Here is a 21,586-nt window from a genome sequence, read left to right as displayed (position 1 = left end):
TCCTAATGGTCTTGTTGGGTGGGACGGCTGAGTGGTCGCCCTACCCAGCAGCAGAGGTACCGCGCTGACCTGTAAGGAGTCTGATTGTGAATCCCGTTGCTATCCCCTCGTCGCTCCAGCTGGTTGAGGGGCCGTTGACCGACACCGAGGTGAGGCGGATCCGCAACGATTTCCCCATTCTGGACACCCAGGTCAATTCACGGCCACTGATCTACCTGGATACGGGTGCGACCTCGCAAAACCCGATCACCGTGCTCGAGGCTGAGCAGGAATTCTACGAGCAGCGCAATGCGGCGGTCCACAGGGGAGCCCACTCCCTCGCAGTTGACGCCACCGACGCCTTCGAGGCTGCCCGTGACACCATCGCCGCTTTCGTTGGCGCGGCGGTGGACGAGATCGTCTGGACCTCCAACGCCACGGAGGCCATCAACCTGGTGGCCTACTCGTTCTCGAACGCCTCGGCAGGCCGCGGCGGATCCGCGGCCGCGCGCTTCGTCATCGGTCCAGGCGACGAAATTGTTGTCACCGAGATGGAGCATCACGCCAACCTCATTCCGTGGCAGGAGTTGGCAGCCCGCACCGGTGCCACGCTCCGGTACATCCCGGTTGACGACGACGGCGCGCTTCGCCTGGACGAGGCGGCGACCATCATCAACCAGGCCACCGCAATCGTCGCCTTCACCCACGCCTCCAACGTGCTGGGCACCATCAACCCCGTCGCGGAGCTGGTGGCCCTGGCGCAGCAGCATGGGGCGCTGACCGTCCTCGACGCGTGCCAGTCGGTGCCGCACCTGCCGGTCGACGTGCACGCGCTCGACATCGATTTCATGGCCTTCTCCGGGCACAAGATGCTGGGTCCCACCGGGATCGGCGCCCTCTACGGGCGAGCCGAACTGCTCAACGCGATGCCGCCCTTCCTGACCGGGGGATCCATGATCACCACGGTCACCATGGAACGGGCCGAATACCTTCCCGCACCTGCACGGTTCGAAGCCGGCACCCAGCGGATCTCCCAGGCCATCGCCCTGGCGGCGGCAGCGAACTACCTTACCGAAACTGGCATGCAGCGCATCCAACAATGGGAAGAGACACTCGGCAAACAACTGGTCGACGGACTGAGCCAGCTGCCCGGGATCAGGGTCCTCGGACCGGCCGCGGGTGTGCAACGGATTGGGTTGGCGGCGTTCGACGTCGACGGCGTCCACGCCCACGACGTCGGCCAGTACCTGGATCATCAGGGCATCGCCGTGCGGGTGGGGCACCACTGCGCCCAGCCGTTGCACCGTCGGCTCGGCCTGACCGCGACCACCCGCGCCAGCACCTACCTTTACAACACCAGCGATGAAGTGGATGCCTTCCTGGCAGCCGTCGCCGGTGTGCGCCCGTTCTTTGGAGTCAAATAATGTCCGATGACCTGCAGCAGCTCTATCAACAGATCATCCTTGATCATGCCAAGGAGCGGCACGGTGCCGGGCTGTTGGAGCACGACGGCGTCGGGACCCTCGGAGAGTCCCACCAGCTGAACCCGGTATGCGGAGATGAGATTACCCTGCGAGCCATCCTCGCGGACGGTGTGCTGACCAGCGTCAGTTGGGACGGCGCCGGCTGCGCCATCTCCATGTCCTCGGCCTCGGTCATGACCGATTTGATGCAGGGTCTGGGCCGCGACGAGGTGATGGATCTGGTGGACGAGTTCAGGACCGTCATGCGCTCGCGCGGACGGGTCACACCCAACGAGGAAGTGCTCGGGGACGCGGCAGCCCTCGCCGGAGTCTCCCGCTATCCGGCCCGCGTCAAGTGCGCGATGCTGGCCTGGGTGGCGCTCGAAGAAGCGCTGCTCGCCGCGAACCGGTAACAGCTACTGGCGGTTCCGGTCCTCGAACAGGTCGGGGACGCCGTCGTCGTTGGCGTCGATTTGTTCGGCTTCCACGACCCGGCGGTAGTGTTTGTTCCGGCTGCGAAGGATCACCGAGGCGGCCAGCGCAGCAATCACCGAGGCGCCCAGGATGGCCACCTTCGCGTGGTCGTTGTGCTCTGATCCCTGCTCGAAGCTCAGGTCGTTGACCAGGAGCGACACCGTGAAGCCCACCCCAGCGAGCAACCCGACGCCGAGCAGGTCAATCCACCGCAGGTCGGGGTCGAGGTTCGCCCGGGTGGTTTTGGTCAGGGCGAACGTGGTCAACAGGATGCCGACCGGTTTACCCAGCACCAGCCCGGCAACGATCCCCAGCGTCACCGTGTCCCCGATCGCTGACATCAACCCTTCGGGCCCTCCGACGGCGACTCCGGCAGAGAAGAAAGCGAATACGGGCACCGCAAAGCCGGTGGACAGTGGACGGAACCGGTGTTCAAAAATCTCCGCGAGCCCAGGTTTGTTGGGGCGCGGCAGTTTGATGGTGCCGTCCTTGGTCTTACGCAGCACTGGAACCAGGAACCCCAGCAGGACGCCGGCAACGGTCGCATGGACTCCGGAGGCATGCATCAGGATCCACGTTGCCACACCGATCGGCAGGAGGATCAGCCAGGCGGCGGGGGTGTGTCGGCCGAAATACTTGGGGTTCTTCTGGGCCAGGAAACCGAACAGGGCCAGCGGGACCAGCATGAACAGCAGGTAGGTGAACTCCACGTCGTCCGAGTAGAAGAACGCAATAATCCCGATCGCCATCAGGTCATCGACCACGGCGAGGGTAAGCAGAAAGACCCGCAACGCACTGGGGAGGTGGGAACTGATTACCGCCAGCACCGCCAGGGCGAACGCAATATCGGTGGCCGTGGGGATAGCCCACCCCCTGAGCGACTCGGGGGAGGACAGGTTGATCGCCACGTAGAAGAGGGCCGGTACCAGGACGCCGCCGGCAGCGGCGGTCACCGGAACCACGGCCCGGCTGAACTTTCTGAGGTCTCCCGCGACGAACTCGCGCTTAAGCTCGAGACCCACCAGAAAGAAGAAGATCGCGAGTAGACCGTCTGCGGCCCACGCGCCAACGCTCAGCCGAAGGTGCCACGGCTCATAGCCGAACTCGAAGTCCCGGATTGCGAAGTAGCTGGCTGATGCTGGGGAGTTGGCCCAGACCAGTGCCACGACTGCTGCAATGAGCAACAGGATGCCGCCAACGGTTTCCTTGCGGAGAATCTCACTGATGCGCTGGTACTCGGGATAGCTCGACCGCCCGAGGACCTGTTTGGGGGGGTGAGGTTCCTGGTTATTGCTCACTTTTCGACCTATCCAACTGCTTAGCTAACCAGGGTGCGGATGCCGATCACCAGGGTGGCAAGGCCCAGGATCATTGAGGTGCTGATCAGCATGAAATGGACCTTGAGGAAACGGGTCGGGGCTCCCCGCTCGTCTTTCGAACGGGGGTCCTTGAAGATTCGCCGGAGGAAGGGTGGCCAGACGATCAAGGTCCAGACGCCGCTAAGAATGAGAATCAGGGCTAAAGGGGTGGGGAGTGACACGGGTTTTTCCTTCTCTGCCTAGCGGCGTTCAAGCCATTTGCTGGCTTCGGAGGCCTGAAGGTTAAGGGCTTTACCGATCATCGGCTCTGCCGCCGAGGCGATCTTCGCTCCCATGAATGGAATGGAAGAGCTCACGGTGCCGGTCAGCTCCACCCGGGTGGCCGCGTCGACGGCGACGAGGCGCTGCTCGGCGTCGACGGTGAGCGGAACGCCGGCGACGGTCATGGTGATCTTGGCAACACGTGACCCATCGGGCAGGGGCGCTGCCCACTGTTCGGTCTGCGTGACGGTAAGGCTGTCGCCGACAAACTTACGCGCCATCTCCGGGAGCCGCTTCGTGGGGAGGGTGCGGACAGCGGTCAGGGTGAAGGCAGCCGCTGTGTCACCGTCGACCGTCACTGATTTCAGGGTGCCGCCGACGTGCTCGCTGACATGCTTCAGGAAGGCCTCGTCGGTGAAGACTCCGGTCACTGTGGCAGCGTCGTAGGGCAGGGTGGTTGAGGCGTTCAGTGCCAAGGATCCTCCGAAGTTGAAAGGCGTTTTGCGTCCCACCCATCCTAAGGCCTGATCGGGCGCCACGGTCGGCCCGCAGGGTAGGCTTGGGGTATCCCCGGAATTCGACAGAATTTCGGGCTTTTGTGCTGGGTAGGACCGACCTGGGAGTCCCCAGCACCTGAAACTTTATGACCGAATATTTGCTGGAACTGACGGATCCTGTAGGAGAACCTTTGAGCCTGAACGGACTGCGCGCCGCACTGATCGAGGACACGTCCTTCGCCCGGGTGCGGATGAACGCATCACACGGCAGCAGCGAGCGAAACACCGACCTGCAGATCGGTGCGCCCGCCGGGCTGCGGGCTGCGCTCCTCGCCGAGATGGTGGACGGACTCGAGGCGTCGGTTGACTCCAGGCCAGCCGGCGACGACGCCCGGTCACCAGTGGTCCTGGCAGTGACAGCGACCGGCCGGGAAGCGGAGGACCTGGCGGCCGCGCTCAGGAGCTACCTGCCGGCGTCGGGCATTGAGGAGTTCCCCAGTTGGGAAACCCTGCCGCATGAACGGTTGTCACCCCGCTCCGACACCGTTGGTCGTCGACTCTCGGTGCTGCGCCGCCTCGCCCATCCCGAGGGTCAACCCGTACGAATCATGGTCGCTCCCATCCGGGCTGTGGTGCAGCCACTGGTCGCTGGTCTCGGTGAACTGTTGCCCGTCACCCTGACCGTCGGGCAGGACGCGGCGTTCACCGACGTGGTCAGGGCGCTCTCCGACGCAGCCTATGCCCGGGTGGACATGGTCACCCACCGCGGCGAGTTCGCCGTCCGCGGCGGCATCATCGATGTGTTCCCGCCCACCGAGGACCACCCCATCCGGGTCGAGTTCTTCGGCGACGAGGTGGAGGCGATGCGCTGGTTCGCCGTCGCCGACCAGCGGTCACTGGTGCGGGAGGAAGACGGCAGCCCGGCCGCGTTGTTCGCGCCGCCCTGCCGCGAAATCCTCATCACCCCATCGGTGATGTCCCGGGCCGCCCTCCTGAAGCCCGATCTGCCGGCGGCGGCAGCCATGCTGGAAAAGATTGCCGGCGGAATTGCCGTCGAAGGGATGGAATCCCTGGCACCGGTCCTGGTGGACTCAATGGTGCCGCTGGTGGGCGAACTCCCGGCCGGGTCGATCGCCGTCGTGATCGAACCGGAAAAGGTGCGCACCCGCGCCCACGACCTCGCTGCGACCAATGAGGAGTTCCTTGAGGCGGCCTGGGCAACAGCGTCCGACGGCGGCGCCGCGCCGCTGGACCTGGGCGGCACCCTGGGGGCCGACCTCCAGACCGCCAGCTTCAGGTCGCTGACCGACACCCGGTCGGCGGCCCTGGCCAACGCCGTCGCCTGGTGGTCCATCACATCCTTCGGTTCCGACGATTCGCTGCAGGAGCTGTTGCCCGAAATTGACACGTTCACCGTGCACGCACGCGAGCCACGCGGCTACCAGGGCGATGTGGCGGAAATGATGGACTTCCTCGGCAAACGGGTCAGAGACCAGTGGCGGGTGGTGGTCGCCACCGAGGGCCCCGGTCCCGCCGCACGGCTGGCCGAACTGTTCCATGACCATGACATCCCGGCGGCCCGGGTGGACTCGCTCGATTCGCCGCCGCAGCCAGGCATCATCGAGATCACCACAGCCTCCGCCGGCCGCGGCTTCGTGCTGGACTCGCTCAAGCTCGGACTGCTGACTGAGGCGGACCTGTTGGGCAGGACCACCGCCTCCGGCACCCGTGACATGCGCAAGATGCCGTCGAAACGCCGCAACGCCGTCGACCCCCTGCAGCTGCGCGAGGGCGACTACGTGGTGCACGAACAGCACGGCGTCGCCCGATTCGTTGAACTCCTGCAGCGCGCCACCGGCGCCGGCCCCACGAAGACCATCCGCGAGTACCTGCTGCTCGAATACGCGCCGTCCAAACGTGGTGCCCCCGGGGACCGGCTGTTTGTCCCCACCGACCAGCTGGACCAGGTGACCCGGTACGTGGGCGGCGACGCCCCGGCGCTCAGCAAGATGGGTGGCTCCGACTGGGCCAGCACCAAGTCCAAGGCCCGGAAGGCGGTCAAGGAGATCGCCGGGGAGCTGATCCGGCTGTACTCGGCGCGGATGGCATCGCGCGGCTTCGCCTTTTCCACCGACACCCCGTGGCAGCGCGAGCTTGAAGAAGCCTTCCCGTACATCGAAACCCCGGACCAGCTGACCACCATCAACGAGGTCAAGGCCGACATGGAACGCGAAGTGCCGATGGACCGTCTGGTCTCGGGCGACGTCGGCTACGGGAAAACCGAGATCGCCGTGCGGGCTGCGTTCAAAGCCGTCCAGGACGGCAAGCAGGTGGCGGTCCTGGTGCCCACCACGCTGCTGGTGCAGCAGCACAATGAAACCTTCTCCGAACGGTTCTCAGGCTTCCCGGTGCGGGTCAAACCCCTGTCCCGGTTTCAGAGTGCCAAGGAATCCAGGGAAACGGTTGAGGGGATCGGCACGGGTGCCGTCGACGTCGTCATCGGCACCCACCGGCTGCTTTCGGACCAGGTGCGGTTCAAGGACCTGGGCCTGGTGATCGTTGACGAGGAGCAGCGCTTTGGCGTGGAGCACAAGGAAGCGCTGAAGAAAATGCGCACCAACGTGGACGTCCTCGCCATGAGTGCGACGCCGATCCCCAGGACGCTCGAAATGTCGCTGACCGGCATCCGGGAAACATCCACCCTCGCCACCCCGCCGGAGGAACGCCACCCGGTACTCACCTATGTGGGTCCCTACACCGACAAGCAGACGTCGGCGGCGGTGCGCCGTGAGCTGATGCGCGAAGGCCAGGTGTTCTTCGTCCACAACCGGGTGTCCTCAATCGACCGGACCGCAGCGCACCTGAAAGAGCTGGTGCCGGAGGCCCGCGTCGCCGTCGCGCACGGCCAGATGAGCGAATCCCGCCTGGAACAAATCATTGTCGACTTCTGGGAGAAACGCTTCGACGTTCTGGTGTGCACCACCATCATCGAGACCGGCCTGGACATCTCCAACGCGAACACGCTGATTGTGGACCGGGCCGACAACTACGGCCTGTCCCAGTTGCACCAGCTCCGCGGCAGGGTGGGGCGCGGCCGGGAGCGGGCCTACGCCTACTTCCTTTACCCGTCGGAGAAGCCGCTCGGCGAGGTGGCTCTGGAGCGGTTGAAGGCCGTCGCGTCGCACAACGAACTCGGTGCCGGCATGCAGCTGGCCATGAAAGACCTCGAGATTCGCGGTGCTGGCAACATGCTCGGTGGCGAACAGTCCGGCCACATCCAGGGTGTTGGCTTCGATCTGTACATCAGGCTGGTCGGGGAGGCGGTTGCGGACTTCCGCGGTGAAGCCGAAGAGAAGACGGCCGAGATGAAGATCGAGCTGCCCGTCAACGCCCACCTGCCCCACGACTACGTGCCGGGGGAGCGGCTGCGCCTGGAGGCCTACCGCAAGCTGGCTTCCGCTGTGACGGACGAGGCAATCGACGGGGTGGTGGAGGAACTGGGCGACAGATACGGGGAGCCGCCCGCCCCGGTGGTCAACCTCATTGCGGTGGCCCGGTTCCGGGTGGCGGCGCGTGCCGCGGGCCTGACCGATGTGGCGCTGCAGGGAAACTTCATCAAGTTCGCCCCGGCCGTCCTGCCGGAATCGAAGGAGATGCGGCTCAAGCGCATGTATCCGGGGGCCTCGCTGAAACCGGCGCTGAACGCCGCGCTGATTCCGAAACCCAAATCCTCACCGGTGGGCGGACGGGACCTCGCCGACGCCGACATCCTCACCTGGGCCCAGAATGTGGTGGACGCGATCTTCACCGATTAGGCGTACCAGCGGGAAGGCCGGCGGCCAAGGCTGGCGACCAAGGCTGGCGGGCATCGCCGCGGACAGGGCGCGGTGGTAAAGTCGGACGCGACCATACGGGTATGACCTCCTGTCCCACAGCCCCTGGAAACCAGCCGTCAGCAGCGCTGCTGCGGGGACGATCTTCGCTGAGGGAACCGTCCCGCCATGGCACCGAATCAAAGTACGGAGAACACTCAACGATGGAAACTACTGCCACCGGGAGCACCGCGATCGCTCCCGCGTCACGTGCATTGGAAGTGATCGGCGGGGACCTGACGGAGAAGAGCCTGCGACGCTATCTGGAGGGCATTGCCGGCGTTGACGCGGTGGGCCTGGAAGCGCGCGCGGCGGCCCTCGGGACCCGGTCAATCAAGACGACGTCCAAGGCCTGGGCCCTGGACAAGATCATTTCCCTGATTGACCTGACCACTCTCGAAGGGTCAGACACCCCTGGCAAAGTCAGGTCGCTCGTCGCGAAGGCGTTGGTGCCCGACGCCGGCGATCTCTCCACCCCGCGGGTGGCCGCGGTGTGTGTGTATGGCGACATGGTGCCGTACGCGGTCGAGGCGCTGGGGAGGGCCCACGACGCCGACGCCCCGGGCCGTATCAATGTGGCTGCTGTTGCCACGGCGTTCCCGTCCGGGCGCGCGTCTCGTTCGGTGAAGCTCTCGGACACCGCGGACGCTGTCGCGGCGGGTGCGGACGAGATCGACATGGTCATTGACCGTGGCGCGTTCCTGTCGGGCCGGTATGGTCTGGTCTTCGACGAGATCGTTGCGGTGAAGGAGGCCTGCCGTCGCCCCGATGGTTCGTACGCGCATCTGAAGGTGATCCTGGAAACCGGTGAGCTGAATACGTACGACAACATCCGGCGTGCCTCGTGGCTGTCCATCCTGGCCGGCGGGGACTTCATCAAGACTTCCACCGGCAAGGTGGCCCCCGCGGCGACCCTCCCGGTGACGCTGTCCATGCTTGAAGTGGTCCGGGACTGGCACCGGCTGACCGGCGAAAAGATCGGTGTGAAGCCGGCCGGCGGGATCCGCACGTCCAAGGACGCCATCAAGTACCTGGTCACCGTCGCCGAGACCGTTGGAGAGGAATGGCTGGAGCCGGACCTGTTCCGCTTCGGCGCCTCAAGCCTGCTCAATGACGTGCTCCTGCAGCGTCAGAAGCTCACCAGCGGCAGCTACTCCGGCCCTGCCTACGTCACGATCGACTAAGGACTACCCATGACTTTTCTAGAGTACGCACCGGCCCCGGAGTCCACCTCCATCCTGGACCTCAAGAGCGAGTACGGCCTGTTCATCAACGGTGAGTTCGTCCCCGGCAACGGTGAGTCCTTCACCACGATCTCCCCGGCCACCGAGCAGAAGATCACCACCATCTCGTGCGCCAGCGAGGCCGACGTCGATACTGCCGTCGCCGCTGCCCGGCGGGCCTACGAAAAGACTTGGTCGAAACTCTCCGGCACGGACCGGGGCAAGTACCTGTTCCGTATTGCCCGGCTGGTGCAGGAACGTTCCCGTGAACTGGCCGTCGCCGAAACCCTCGACAACGGCAAGCCGATCAAGGAAAGCCGCGACGTCGACGTTCCCCTGGTGGCCGCGTGGTTCTTCTACTATGCGGGCTGGGCCGACAAGCTCGACCATGCAGGGCTGGGCCCGAACCCGCGTTCGCTGGGTGTGGCAGCCCAGGTGATCCCGTGGAACTTCCCGCTTCTGATGCTGGCATGGAAGATTGCCCCGGCCCTGGCCGCCGGCAACACCGTGGTCCTCAAACCCGCCGAGACCACCTCCTTGACTGCCATGCTGTTCGCCGAAATCCTGCAGCAAGCCGACCTGCCGGCAGGCGTGGTCAACATTGTTACCGGCGCGGGGGCCACCGGCTCGGCCCTGGTGAACCATCCGGACGTCAACAAGGTGGCGTTCACGGGGTCCACCGCCGTCGGCCGGTCCATTGCCCGTTCGACTGCCGGGACCGGCAAGAAGCTCACCCTCGAACTCGGCGGCAAGGGCGCGAACATCGTGTTCGATGACGCCCCGATCGACCAGGCCATCGAAGGCATCGTCAACGGGATCTTCTTCAACCAGGGGCAGGTCTGCTGCGCCGGATCACGCCTGCTGGTGCAGGAATCGGTGCATGACGAAGTCGTCGAACGTCTCAAGGAGCGCTTGTCCACCCTGCGGGTAGGGGATCCGCTGGACAAGAACACTGACATTGGTGCCATTAACTCGGCGTCCCAGCTGGGCCGGATGCGTGAGCTCTCCGACATCGGCGAGCAGGAGGGCGCCACCCGGTGGAGCCCGGCGAGTAACCTGCCGCAGCAGGGCTTCTGGTTCCCGCCCACGATTTTCACGAACGTGTCCACCAGCCACCGCATCGCCCGGGACGAGATCTTCGGACCAGTGCTCTCGGTCCTGACGTTCCGCACCCCGACGGAGGCGATTGCGAAGGCCAACAACACCCCGTACGGTCTCTCGGCAGGGATCTGGTCGGACAAGGGCAGCCGGGTCCTCGCGGTCGCCGACAAGTTGCGTGCCGGGGTGGTCTGGGCCAACACGTTCAACAAGTTCGACCCCGCGTCGCCGTTCGGCGGCTACAAGGAATCCGGGTACGGCAGGGAAGGCGGCCGCCACGGACTCGGCGCCTATCTGGCCCCCGCGGCTGGGCCCAAGTCATCGGTCGTCTCAGCCATCATGAACAAGACCCCCCTGGGAGGCTCCAAATGAGCGCTGCACGGCTAGGCGTACCCAAGACATACAAGCTTTACATTGGCGGCAAGTTCGTCCGCAGCGAATCGGGTCGGGTGTATGAGGTAGCAACCAGGAAGGGTGGCCCCATGTTGAACACGGTCAACGCCGCCAAGGGATCACGCAAGGACGCGCGCGACGCCGTCACCGCCGCCCGCGCTGCCGTGAGCGGCTGGGCCGGAACCTCCGGGTACAACCGCGGCCAGGTGCTGTACCGGATCGCGGAGGTCCTGGACGGGCGCCGGGCGCAGTTCGCCGAGGAAATCGCCGCATCCGAAGGGGTCTCCGATACGGCGGCGGCCGCCCAGGTCGACGAAGCCATCGACCTGTGGGTCTGGTACGCCGGCTGGGCCGATAAATACGTGCAGGTGGCAGGTAATGCGAACCCGGTGTCGGGCCCGTACTTCAACCTGTCCACTCCCGAGCCCACCGGCGTCGTCGCGGTCATCGCACCGCAGGGCGTTGGCTCGCTGCTCGGGTTTGTCCGCGCCGTCGCGCCGGTGCTGGTCAGCGGGAACACCGTGGTGGTGCTGGGCAACGAGCGTGCACCGCTGGCGGCCCTGAGCCTCGGGGAAGTCCTTGCCACCTCCGACGTGCCCGCCGGCGTCGTGAACATCCTCAGCGGTTCCCCCGCCGAGATCGCCCCCTGGCTGGCCTCCCACGCCGACGTCAACGCCCTGGACCTGCTCGGTGCCGAGAACCTGGACTGGGTGGACCTGCAGATCGCCGCGGCCGAAACCCTGAAACGGGTCCTCCCACCCGAGACCGGGCCAGACGCCGGAGCCCCCTCGATCGACCGGATCACGTTCTTCACCGAAACGAAGACCGTCTGGCACACCAAGGGTCTGCTCTAGCCGTCCCACCGCACAAAAAAGTGGCGGACCTGCAGGGGAGTGGTTGCTCAACCACTCGTCTGCAGGTCCGCCACTTTTTTATGGGTGGAAGCCGTGTATTTGGCCGGCTAGGCCTTGCGGTCGCCCTTGGCGAGGGTGGGTCCGGTATCGGAGCGTCCCAGGATGGACTGGGGGATCCAGAAGGCCAGGAAGAACAGCGTCAGGCAGACGGCGAAGGCCCAGACATTGTTTTGGTCGAAGAAGGCCAGGGAGCCGACGGCGCCGAGGAACAACACCATCATTACGGCGAATGTCACGAGGTTGTTGACCAGGTGGCCTTCGCCCGAGTGGGTGGGCTGCTTGCGCGGAGCGGTCCGCTCGGAGGACGTAGTGGTGTGTGACATGGAGTCTCCTCGAAATTGTGCAAAACGATACTGACTCAACCATAACTGGATTCAGCGCCCAGGGCGGCAGCGGCACCCAGACGGGTACCCGATAGCCCCGGTTCACCACGGTGGAGCCCAGTCACGCAGTGGTGTTCCCAGCGGTTAGAGCCCCAGGGACTCCTCCACATCGCGCAGGACCGCGTCCAGCCGGGCGCGGGTGGTCAGCTTCGCATCGTCGAGCTCGGCGGCCAACTCCACCGGTTCGATGACCTCCAGGTAGCACTTCAGCTTCGGCTCGGTGCCGCTGGGCCGGATGATCACCCGGGTGTCCTCCCGGGTCAGGTACAGCAGCCCGTCGGTCGGCGGAAGCCCGGCGTAGCCGGTGAGGAGGTCCTGCACGACGTCGACTGCCGAGTCCGCGAAGGCCTGCGGGGGGTTTTCCCGCAACCGGTTCATCATGGCGTCCAACAGGCCAAGGCTGCCGACCCGGACCGAGAGCTGGTCGCTGGCGTGCAGCCCGTGCAGCAGTGCCAGGTCATCGAGCAGGTCAAACAGGGTCCGGCCCTCGGCCTTGGTGGCCGCGGCAAGCTCGGCCAGGAGCAGCGCCGCGGAAATCCCGTCCTTGTCCCGGACCAGGTCGGGTGCCACGCAGTAGCCCAGCGCTTCCTCGTAGCCGTAGGCGAGCGACGGGACCCGGGAAATCCACTTGAATCCGGTCAGGGTTTCGGTGTGGGGGATCCCGGCGGTTGCGGCGATGCGGGAGAGTAGCCGCGAGGACACAATCGAGTTGGCGAAGACGGCCCCCGCAGCATGCTCACCGGTGTCCTGCGCCCGGCGCACGGCGAGGTGTTGCCCCAGCAGGGCCCCCGTCTCATCGCCGCGGAGCATCCGCCACTCACCGGTCGCCGGATCTTTGGCTGCTACTGCAACCCGATCGGCGTCCGGGTCGTTGGCCAGCACCAGGTCGGCGTCGTGAGCTAGAGCAGCAGCGATGGCAAGGTCGAGCGCGCCGGGCTCCTCGGGGTTGGGGAAGTCAACGGTGGGGAAGTCCGGGTCCGGGTCTGCCTGCTCGGCTACCACGTGGACGGTCCCGAATCCGGCCGCGGCCAGCACTTGCTGTGCGGTGGTGCCGCCTACCCCGTGCATCGGGGTCAGCACGATCGAGAGGTCCCGGTCCGGGAACCGCTCCCGATCCGCCAGTGCAACCACCGATGTGACATAGTCCTTGGCGATGCTCTCCGGCAGGACATTCCAGCCCTCGGCCGCCAGCAGGATGCTGCCGAGCTGGCCTACCGCTGCAATGCGGGCGGCGATCTCGGTGTCCTGCGGGGCCACGATCTGTGCCCCGCGGCCGGCGTCGTCGACGGCGCGGCCTCCCAGGTAGACCTTGTACCCGTTGTCCTGGGGTGGGTTGTGGCTTGCCGTGACCATCACCCCCACCTCACACTCCAGGGCGCGGACCGCGTAGGCGAGGACCGGCGTCGGCAGTTCGCTGGGCATCAGGAAGGTCTGGATGCCCGCGGCGGTGAAGATGGCAGCGGTTTCCTCGGCGAAGATCCGCGAGTTGTGGCGGGCATCGAAGCCGACGACGGCGCGCGGCACATACGCCCCCTCGGCGCTGCCAGTCACGTGGGCGGCCAGACCGGCGGCGGCGCGGCGAACCACGACCCGGTTCATCCGGTTCGGTCCGGCGCCCAGGGCGGCACGGAGTCCCGCAGTGCCGAAGAGCAGCGGTCCGCTGAAACGGTCCTGCAGGTCCTGGGTTGCGGCGGTACGGGTGTCGTCGTCGGCCACCTGCGCGAGCAGCGCCTCCAGCTCCGCGGTGGTGTGCGGATCGGGGTCCTCGGCCGCCCAGGTGCGTGCGGCTGCGAGAAGTGATTCGTGGTCGGCGTGCGTCATAGCTTTTTCATACCTTCGGTCAACTTCTAGAGCCGGCTGATGATGTCAGCCAGCAGGCGTGAGATGCGGGGTCCGGCCGCCGTGCCGGATTCGATCACTTCGGCGTGGCTCAGCGGTGCGGTGCTGATGCCGGCGGCCAGGTTGGTGACCAGGGAAATCCCGAACACCTCCATGCCAGCGTGGCGGGCGGCGATGGCCTCGAGTGCCGTCGACATGCCCACCAGGTCAGCACCGATCGTCCTGGCGTAACGCACCTCGGCGGGCGTCTCATAGTGCGGTCCGGTGAACTGCGCGTAGACGCCCTCGTCGAGGGACGGATCGACCTCGCGGGCGATCGTTCGGACCCGCGAGGAGTAGAGGTCGGTCAGGTCAACGAAGGTGGCGCCCTCGAGTGGTGACGTGGCGGTGAGGTTAAGGTGATCGCTGATCAGGACGGGGGTGCCCGGGGTCCACTTCTCCTGCAACCCGCCACACCCGTTGGTCAGCACCATGATCTTCGCCCCGGTAGCGGCGGCGGTGCGCACCCCGTGCACGACGGCCCGAACACCCTTGCCCTCGTAATAGTGGGTGCGGGAACCAACCACCAGGGCGCGTTTGCCCGACGTCGTCAGGACTGACCGCACGGTCCCGACGTGGCCCTCGACGGCGGGGGCCGAGAAGCCGGGGATGTCCGAGGCCTCGAGGGTGTGGGTGGTTTCGCCGATCAGGTTGGCTGATTCACCCCACCCCGAGCCCAGCACCAGGGCAATATCGTGGCGGTCGACGCCCGTCTGCGCGGCGATGTAATCGGCCGCAGCGCGGGCCAGGTCGAAAGGGTCGGTCGGCGTCATTGACGTGGGGTTCTCGATCACTGATCAAACTTACCCTCAGTTCCCCGCCCGCGGCCACCGCCGAGAGCGGGTGGCCGGGACGGGAATCGTTTGAGCGAGCGGCGGGGATAGGACAGAATGGACAGTTGTGACCAGCCAACTTGATTTCAGTGCCCTTCGAATAGCTATCCTGGGCGGCGGTCCCGGCGGGTATGAGGCGGCAATGGTCGCCGCGTCCCTCGGCGCCAGCGTCACTATCGTCGAACGACACGGGCTCGGTGGAGCGGCAGTGCTGACCGACGTCGTGCCCTCCAAGACACTCATCGCGACAGCCGACATCATGGCACGAGTGGCCTCGGCGCATGAACTGGGGGTGCGCTTCGAAAACACCGAGGCGGCCTACGCGGATCTCGGCCAGGTCAACGCGCGGCTCCTGAAACTTGCTGCCGAGCAGTCAGCCGATATCGCCCGCGCACTGGAGCGGGTGGGTGTGAAGATCCTCATCGGCGAAGGAAAGCTGCTGGACAACCACCGGCTTGAGGTCACCTCCGACGGTGAGGCCACAGTGGTCGAAGCCGACGCCATCCTCCTTTCCGTCGGTGCGCATCCCCGTGAACTGCCCACCGCCCAGCCCGACGGCGAGCGAATCTTCAACTGGACCCAGGTCTACACCCTCACCGAGGTACCTGAGCATCTCATTGTGGTTGGCTCGGGGGTCACGGGAGCCGAGTTCGCCTCAGCCTACGACGGCCTCGGATCGAAGGTCACCCTGATCTCCAGCCGGGACCGGGTACTCCCCGGAGAGGACGCCGACGCCGCCGAGGTGCTTGAGAACGTATTCACCAACCGCGGCATGACGGTGCTGTCGGAATGCCGGGCGCAGGGCGTGCAGCGGGTGGGCGACGGCGTCGTCGTTACGCTCTCCGACGGCCGGACCGTTGAGGGTAGCCACTGTCTGATCGCCGTCGGGTCAATCCCCAACACCGCGGGCATTGGGCTTGAGGACGCAGGGGTCCAGCTCACCGAGTCGGGCCACATCAAGGTCGACGGCGTCTCCCGCACCTCAGCCCCGAACGTGTACGCGGCGGGGGACTGCACAGGCGTGCTGGCGCTCGCCTCGGTGGCGGCGATGCAGGGCCGGATCGCCATGGCCCACCTGATGGGGGACAGTGTGACCCCGCTGAAACTGAAGCAGGTTGCTTCCAACATTTTCACGGCCCCCGAGATCGCGACGGTTGGCGTCTCCGAGGCGGACGTCGAGTCCGGCCGTTACCAGGGCGACGTCGTCAAGCTTTCGCTGCACACCAATGCCCGCGCGAAGATGATGAACGTCACTGACGGGTTTGTGAAAATCATCTCCCGCAAGGGGTCCGGAACGGTGATTGGCGGCGTCGTCGTCGGCCCCCGCGCCTCCGAGCTGATTTTTCCGCTGGCGCTCGCGGTGACCAAGAAGCTCCACGTTGACGATGTGGCCAACACCTTCACCGTCTACCCGTCGCTGACCGGCTCCATCTCTGAGGCTGCCCGGCGGCTGCACGTCCGACTCTAGGACTTTTCGGAAGTACGCGCCGGATCCGCCTGGGCTGGTGCGTGGCGACCCAACCTTGGGTCGCGCTGTCCACATGCTGGACAATTTTATCCACCTGCTGGACCTTGCTGATCTGATAGATGCATTCACCCACCCTGTTCGAGGCGCCCACGCGCGCCCTAGTGAGAGAAAGCCGCAGACATGTCAACAACCCCGTCCGCCGTGGACGTCGGTGTAGCAAAGCCGAAAAACCCCAAGGGCCGCGTCATCTTCGCCAGCCTGATCGGCACCACCATCGAGTTCTATGACTTCTACATTTACGCCACGGCATCAGTGCTGGTCTTCCCTGCGCTTTTCTTCCCGGACGCCACCCCGGCGAACGCGATTCTGAGCTCCTTCGCCGTCTTCGGCGTCGCCTTCGTGGCCCGGCCACTCGGGTCGATCATCTTCGGTCACTACGGCGACCGGATCGGGCGGAAGGGGACGCTGGTCGCTTCCCTACTCACCATGGGTATTGCCACGTTCCTCATCGGTGTCCTGCCGACCGCCCAGGTGGACGGCTGGATCATTCTCGCGCCGGCGCTGCTGGTACTGCTGCGTTTCTTCCAGGGCCTCGCCCTCGGTGGTGAATGGAGCGGCGCTGCGCTGCTCGCCACCGAAAACGCGCCGAAGAACAAGCGCGCCGTCTACGGCACATTCCCCCAACTGGGTGCACCGATCGGCTTCATCCTCGCGAACCTCCTGTTCGTCTACCTCAACGCCACCCTCACCAACGAGGAGTTCCTCGACTGGGGCTGGCGGGTACCGTTCCTGCTCAGCGCGGTCCTGGTCATCGTTGGACTGTATGTCCGCCTCAAGCTCATCGAAAGCCACTCCTTCCAGCAGGTCAAGGACAAGGGCAAGGTCGTGAAACTGCCTCTCGCCAGCGTCTTCAAGCACCAGTGGCGGGCCCTGCTGCTCGGCACTTTCATCATGTTCGCCACCTACGTGCTGTTCTACCTGATGACCGCCTTCACGCTGACCTTCGGCACCACCCCGGCCTCGGTCGAGGACGCACGGGCGGCCGCCGAAGCTGCGGGTCGCGGGTTCGACGACGCCGCCGCTGAGGCCTTCGTGCCGGGACTGGGCATTGCACGGGGAGACTTCCTGATGATGCTCATAATCGGTGTGGTGTTCTTCGGCATCTTCACCCTGGTGTCCGGCCCGCTTGCCGAGAAGTTCGGCCGCCGGAAGATGCTGATGGCCACCACCATCGGGATCGCGTTGTTTGGTTTCACCTGGGTTCCCCTGTTCGGTGCCGGCACGACCGGTGCGATGGCGCTGCTCATCATCGGCTTCATCCTGATGGGCCTCACCTTCGGACCCATGGCGGCCATCCTGCCGGAGCTGTTCCCGGCGAACGTCAGGTACACCGGTTCCGCCGTTGCGTACAACATGTCGAGTGTCATCGGTGCTGCTCCGGCGTCGTTCGTTGCTATTGCCCTCTGGCAGCTCGCCGACGGCAGCACACTGCTGGTCGGTCTGTATCTGAGCGCGGCAGCAGTAGCGACGTTCATTGCGTTGTGGCTCAGCCGGGAAACCCGCGACCACGATTACGACAACAACGTCGCCTGACCCTTTCCCAACCCTTCACGACGGCGCGGTACCCACGGGTGCCGCGCCGTCGTCGTCGGCGGCTCCTGACGGGTGGGTGGAGGCTCCCACGTAGAATCGGACGGGAAATCAATCCAGCGGAGGAAGTATGAGTACCCAATCACTGGCTGACGGACGCTATCTCCTGGGTAGAGTGGTCGGCACCGGCGGGATGGCCGAGGTGTACCGGGCCCGTGACATGCGGCTCGGCAGGGACGTGGCGGTGAAGCTGTTCCGGTCCGCTGCAGCCGACGGCGTGTCCCGCGGATCGGACGAGGCCCGGCTCCTGGCGGGGCTCCACCACCCGGGACTGGTCCGGGTGCTCGATATGGATTCGTCCAGTACCTCGTCGGGGCCCACCTACCTGGTGATGGAACTGATCGAGGGCCCCGATCTGGGCGCGTTGCTCGCGGACGGTCCGCTACCCTCCGATGCGGTGCGGCTGGCAGGGTGGGACGTGGCGAGGACCTTGGCATACATCCACCAGCAGGGCATCCTGCATCGCGATATCAAGCCTTCCAACATCCTGACGCGGACCACGGATCCCGATAGCGGGGTCTTCGGCTTCCTGCTCACCGACTTTGGCATCGCGCGCTTCTACGATGCCGCGCGGCAGACGGCCACCGGACAGACCATCGGCACGGCCGCCTACCTTAGCCCCGAACAAGCCCGCGGCGGAGCCATCGGCACTCCCACCGACATCTACTCCCTCGGGCTGGTCCTGCTGGAATCACTGACCGGTGCGCGCGCGTTTCCGGGGACCAGTCTCGAAACAGCGGTGGCTCGGCTGCACCGGCCGCCGGAGATCCCCGCCGCCCTCGGACCGAACTGGCAGTCGCTGCTGTCCCGGATGACCGCCGCTCACCCCGACGACCGGCCCACTGCCGGCGCCGTCGCCGCCGAATTCGCCCAGTGGCAGACCCCCGAACCGCACACCGAGGTGTTTACCACTGGGGGGCCCCACACCGAGGTGCTCACCACTGGGGGGCCCGCCGCGACCCGGTTCCAGCTCACCGTGCCCGACGAGCCAGGACACCAGCCCGAGCGGACCACGATCATGGCTGCCGCTCCGGCCACGGCTGAGGTGCAGCAGGCTAGTGCGTCCCCGGGGACCGACCAGGCAGCGTCCCGGCCCGCGACCCGGCCTGCGAACCCGCCTGAGACCCGGCCTAAGACCCGGCCCCGGCCGGCGACCCCGAATGCTGCCCCGACGGCGGCGCGACCCGCTGGTGCCAGCCGTCGACCGGGCCGACGGCGCCCATGGCTGATCGGCGTGTTTGCTGCTATCGCTGTGCTTGCCCTCGGCGTGGCAGCGGTGGTGGGTCTGAATCTGGCTGGGCAGGAGACCGTCGAAGAGCTACCGGCGGTGCCGGGCACCACTGGTGAATTGCTCCAGGAACTCTACGAAAGGGTGCAACCATGAGCCGGCGAGGATATCAGTGGGCAGCAGGCGCGTCCCTCGGCGTCGCCCTGCTCCTGGCGGGGTGCGGCGCTCCCGAACTGGAGTCGGAGACGGCCGCCGCCTTCCAGGCCTCAGTGCGTGACATTGCGACGGCCGCTGCCGCCGGCGACCAGGCCGGTGCCACCCAGTTGGCCCTCGATCTCAGTCAGGCGGTCACCGTGGCGCAGGGGCAGGGCACCGTCAGCTCCGACCGCGCGGCGCAGATCACGTCAACTATCGATGAGTTGCTCCTTGCGATCACGGCCGAGGTTGGACCAGCGGATCCTGCAAATCCCGCAGCACCCACAGCGCCTGCAGCGCCCGTTCCGGAGCCCACCACAAACACGCCGTCGCCTTTACCCGAAACCCCGGCTGAAACGCCCGTCCCGCCGGTGAGTCCTCCATCGGGTGGCGACGATGAGGAGGAGAACGGGGACGACGCCGGTAGCGAGGATGACAAGGCGCAGCGGGAGGCTGAGCGGGAGCTTGAAAAACAACAGCGTGAGCAGGAGAAGCTGGAGAAAGAGGCTGAACGAGAACAGGGACAGCCCGAAGACGACGGGTAGCCCAGCACGAGCGTGCGGCGGCTAGTCGGAGATCGCGGCGATGACTGCTCCGGCGGCCACCGTGTCGCCTGGCGAAGCACTCAATCCGGAGAGGGTGCCGGACCTGTGGGCGGTCAAAGGTTGCTCCATCTTCATGGCCTCAAGCACCACGATCAGGTCACCCTCCGCGACGAGGTCGCCGTCGGACACAGCCACCTTCACGATGGTGCCCTGCATGGGGGAGGTGAGGTCATCGCCGTCGGCCGCCGACGCCGAACCACCGCGGGCACGCAGCGCCTTCTTGGGCTTCCCGGCAGGGGACTGCCGGCCGGTACCGCCCAGCCCTGCGGGCAGGACGACCTCGAGGCGTTTGCCAGCCACCTCGACGGTGATCCGCTGGCGGGGGGCGTCGTCGTCGGACGCTGGATCGGCTGATTCCCCGGCGGACCACGGAGCAATGGTGTTGTCGAATTCGGTTTCGATCCAGCGGGTGTGAACCGTGAACGGCCCCTCGGAGGGTGCGAAGGCTGGGTCGGCAACGACGGCGGCGTGGAACGGGAGCACCGTCGGCATGCCGGTGACCTGCATCTCCGAGAGGGCGCGCCGTGCACGCTGCAGGGCCTGGGTGCGGGTGGCCCCGGTGACAATGAGCTTCGCCAGCATGGAGTCAAAGTTGCCGCCGATCACCTCACCGGCCTCGATGCCTGAATCCACCCGGATGCCGGGCCCGGTGGGGAGGGTGAGGGTCTGGACTGTGCCGGGGGCGGGCATGAAGTTCCGGCCCGCGTCCTCGCCGTTGATGCGGAACTCGAAGGAGTGGCCACGGACCTCGGGGTCGCCGTAGCCGAGGGCTTCGCCGCGGGCGAGCCGGAACTGCTCCCGGACCAGGTCGATGCCGGTGACTTCCTCGGAGACGGGGTGCTCCACCTGGAGCCGGGTATTGACCTCAAGGAAGGAGATGGTGCCGTCCTGGCCCACCAGGAACTCGCACGTCCCGGCGCCCTGGTAGCCGGCTTCCCGAAGGATGGCCTTGGACGCCTCGTAGAGCCGACGGTTCTGGTCCGCGCTCAGGAACGGTGCGGGCGCTTCTTCGACCAGCTTCTGGTTGCGGCGCTGCAGCGAGCAATCGCGGGTGGAGACGACGACGACGTTCCCGTGGGCGTCGGCGAGGCACTGGGTTTCGACATGGCGGGGTGCGTCGAGGAACCGTTCGACGAAGCACTCGCCGCGGCCGAAGGCTGCGGTGGCTTCGCGGACTGCTGAATCGTAGGCTTCGGGAATGTCAGCAGCGTCGCGGACCACCTTGATTCCGCGGCCACCGCCGCCGAATGCCGCCTTGATCGCCAGGGGGAGCCCAAACTCGCTGGCGAAATCCTGGACTTCACGAACGGATTCAACCGGGTCCTTGGTGCCCGGCACCAAGGGTGCGCCGACCTTCTCGGCGATGTGGCGGGCTTTGACCTTGTCGCCGAGCTGGGAGATGGCGTCGGGGGAGGGCCCAATCCAGGTGATGCCAGCGTCGATCACCTGCCGGGCGAAGTCGGCGTTCTCGGACAGGAAGCCATAGCCGGGGTGGATGGCGTCAGCGCCGCTGCGTTGGGCTGCTTCGAGGATCCGGTCCATCACCAGGTAGGACTCGGCCGCGGTGCTGCCACCCAGGCCATACGCTTCATCGGCAAGGCGGACGTGCAGTGCATCCCGGTCAGGGTCGGCGTAAACGGCAACCGAAATCAGGCCCTCATCGCGGGCCGCGCGGATGATGCGCACGGCAATCTCGCCGCGGTTGGCGATCAGGACCTTGGAAACGGGGTTTACTGCAGCGGAAAAGGACTCGCTCATGGTGTGGTCTGGCTCCTTCGTATCTGTTCGGAGCCTAGCGCCATATTGTTGTCTTTGCCCATAATCCATGCGGATAGCGCGTGTGGCGGGTGGTT

General features: G+C 66.1%; 17 protein-coding genes. 10 read left to right on the top strand and 7 right to left on the bottom strand.

The annotated features are described in order from the left end of the window. Window positions 1–86: 86 nt before the first annotated feature. Together ACX80Z_RS06625 and sufU are read left to right on the top strand one after the other, a co-directional pair. Window positions 87–1,403, top strand: a complete 1,317-nt coding sequence (locus ACX80Z_RS06625; protein WP_459304251.1) for a SufS family cysteine desulfurase — start codon at window positions 87–89, stop codon at window positions 1,401–1,403. After that, window positions 1,403–1,855 carry a Fe-S cluster assembly sulfur transfer protein SufU gene (sufU, locus tag ACX80Z_RS06620; RefSeq protein WP_116778597.1) on the top strand — a complete coding sequence of 151 codons (453 nt, stop codon included), beginning with the start codon at window positions 1,403–1,405 and terminating at the stop codon, window positions 1,853–1,855. The genes ACX80Z_RS06625 and sufU overlap by 1 nt, the downstream gene beginning before the upstream one ends. Before the next feature lie 3 nt (window positions 1,856–1,858). On the opposite strand, the gene nhaA is transcribed toward sufU, so the two are convergent. The 3 genes from nhaA to ACX80Z_RS06605 are packed head-to-tail and all read right to left on the bottom strand — an operon-like array spanning window position 1,859 to window position 3,972. Beyond that, window positions 1,859–3,214 (bottom strand): Na+/H+ antiporter NhaA, encoded by a 1,356-nt coding sequence (nhaA, locus tag ACX80Z_RS06615; protein WP_459315344.1) that lies wholly within the window; start codon window positions 3,212–3,214, stop codon window positions 1,859–1,861. A 20-nt stretch (window positions 3,215–3,234) separates the two neighbouring features. Further along, a complete protein-coding gene (locus ACX80Z_RS06610) occupies window positions 3,235–3,456 on the bottom strand; it encodes an SCO4848 family membrane protein (protein WP_019483606.1) in 222 nt (73 codons plus the stop codon). A gap of 18 nt (window positions 3,457–3,474) precedes the next feature. Further along, window positions 3,475–3,972 (bottom strand): DUF2505 domain-containing protein, encoded by a 498-nt coding sequence (locus ACX80Z_RS06605; RefSeq protein ID WP_024477523.1) that lies wholly within the window; start codon window positions 3,970–3,972, stop codon window positions 3,475–3,477. A gap of 167 nt (window positions 3,973–4,139) precedes the next feature. Between ACX80Z_RS06605 and mfd the strand changes: the two genes are divergently transcribed. From mfd to ACX80Z_RS06585, 4 genes are all read left to right on the top strand, one after another. Next, window positions 4,140–7,808, top strand: a complete 3,669-nt coding sequence (gene mfd / locus ACX80Z_RS06600) for a transcription-repair coupling factor (RefSeq protein ID WP_459315343.1) — start codon at window positions 4,140–4,142, stop codon at window positions 7,806–7,808. A gap of 221 nt (window positions 7,809–8,029) precedes the next feature. Then, window positions 8,030–9,049 (top strand): deoxyribose-phosphate aldolase, encoded by a 1,020-nt coding sequence (gene deoC, locus ACX80Z_RS06595; protein ID WP_019483603.1) that lies wholly within the window; start codon window positions 8,030–8,032, stop codon window positions 9,047–9,049. 9 nt (window positions 9,050–9,058) lie between these two features. Then, window positions 9,059–10,558 carry an aldehyde dehydrogenase family protein gene (locus ACX80Z_RS06590; protein ID WP_024477521.1) on the top strand — a complete coding sequence of 500 codons (1,500 nt, stop codon included), beginning with the start codon at window positions 9,059–9,061 and terminating at the stop codon, window positions 10,556–10,558. Further along, entirely contained in the window at window positions 10,555–11,433 is an 879-nt protein-coding gene (locus ACX80Z_RS06585; RefSeq protein ID WP_459315342.1) for an aldehyde dehydrogenase family protein, read from the top strand. The genes ACX80Z_RS06590 and ACX80Z_RS06585 overlap by 4 nt, the downstream gene beginning before the upstream one ends. Window positions 11,434–11,540: 107 nt before the next feature. Here ACX80Z_RS06585 and ACX80Z_RS06580 read toward each other — a convergent pair whose 3' ends face one another. The 3 genes from ACX80Z_RS06580 to ACX80Z_RS06570 all read right to left on the bottom strand — a co-directional run bounded on the left by ACX80Z_RS06580 (window position 11,541) and on the right by ACX80Z_RS06570 (window position 14,527). Beyond that, window positions 11,541–11,816 (bottom strand): hypothetical protein, encoded by a 276-nt coding sequence (locus ACX80Z_RS06580; protein ID WP_019483600.1) that lies wholly within the window; start codon window positions 11,814–11,816, stop codon window positions 11,541–11,543. Between the two features lie 144 nt (window positions 11,817–11,960). Beyond that, complete coding sequence (locus tag ACX80Z_RS06575) at window positions 11,961–13,697, bottom strand: phospho-sugar mutase (RefSeq protein WP_459315341.1); 1,737 nt, start codon at window positions 13,695–13,697, stop codon at window positions 11,961–11,963. A gap of 26 nt (window positions 13,698–13,723) precedes the next feature. Further along, window positions 13,724–14,527: a purine-nucleoside phosphorylase gene (locus tag ACX80Z_RS06570; RefSeq protein ID WP_026041184.1), complete on the bottom strand. Its 804-nt coding sequence runs from the start codon at window positions 14,525–14,527 to the stop codon at window positions 13,724–13,726. Window positions 14,528–14,654: 127 nt separating this feature from the next. Here ACX80Z_RS06570 and ACX80Z_RS06565 point away from each other — a divergent pair, with 127 nt between their 5' ends. The 4 genes from ACX80Z_RS06565 to ACX80Z_RS06550 all read left to right on the top strand — a co-directional run bounded on the left by ACX80Z_RS06565 (window position 14,655) and on the right by ACX80Z_RS06550 (window position 19,673). After that, on the top strand, window positions 14,655–16,055 hold the full coding sequence (locus ACX80Z_RS06565) for an NAD(P)H-quinone dehydrogenase (RefSeq protein WP_024477516.1): 1,401 nt from the start codon (window positions 14,655–14,657) through the stop codon (window positions 16,053–16,055). A gap of 180 nt (window positions 16,056–16,235) precedes the next feature. Beyond that, window positions 16,236–17,648, top strand: a complete 1,413-nt coding sequence (locus ACX80Z_RS06560) for an MFS transporter (RefSeq protein ID WP_024477515.1) — start codon at window positions 16,236–16,238, stop codon at window positions 17,646–17,648. A 127-nt stretch (window positions 17,649–17,775) separates the two neighbouring features. Then, window positions 17,776–19,089, top strand: a complete 1,314-nt coding sequence (locus ACX80Z_RS06555) for a serine/threonine-protein kinase (protein WP_459315340.1) — start codon at window positions 17,776–17,778, stop codon at window positions 19,087–19,089. Then, window positions 19,086–19,673 (top strand): hypothetical protein, encoded by a 588-nt coding sequence (locus tag ACX80Z_RS06550; protein WP_459315339.1) that lies wholly within the window; start codon window positions 19,086–19,088, stop codon window positions 19,671–19,673. The genes ACX80Z_RS06555 and ACX80Z_RS06550 overlap by 4 nt, the downstream gene beginning before the upstream one ends. Window positions 19,674–19,694: 21 nt before the next feature. On the opposite strand, the gene ACX80Z_RS06545 is transcribed toward ACX80Z_RS06550, so the two are convergent. Next, the gene (locus ACX80Z_RS06545; RefSeq protein ID WP_116778590.1) at window positions 19,695–21,491 is read right to left on the bottom strand and encodes an acetyl/propionyl/methylcrotonyl-CoA carboxylase subunit alpha; all 1,797 of its coding nucleotides are present in this window, start codon (window positions 21,489–21,491) and stop codon (window positions 19,695–19,697) included. Window positions 21,492–21,586 lie beyond the last annotated feature (95 nt).

The organism is Arthrobacter sp. TMT4-20 (assembly GCF_054510775.1).
This window is presented reverse-complemented; position numbering and strand designations above follow the sequence as displayed.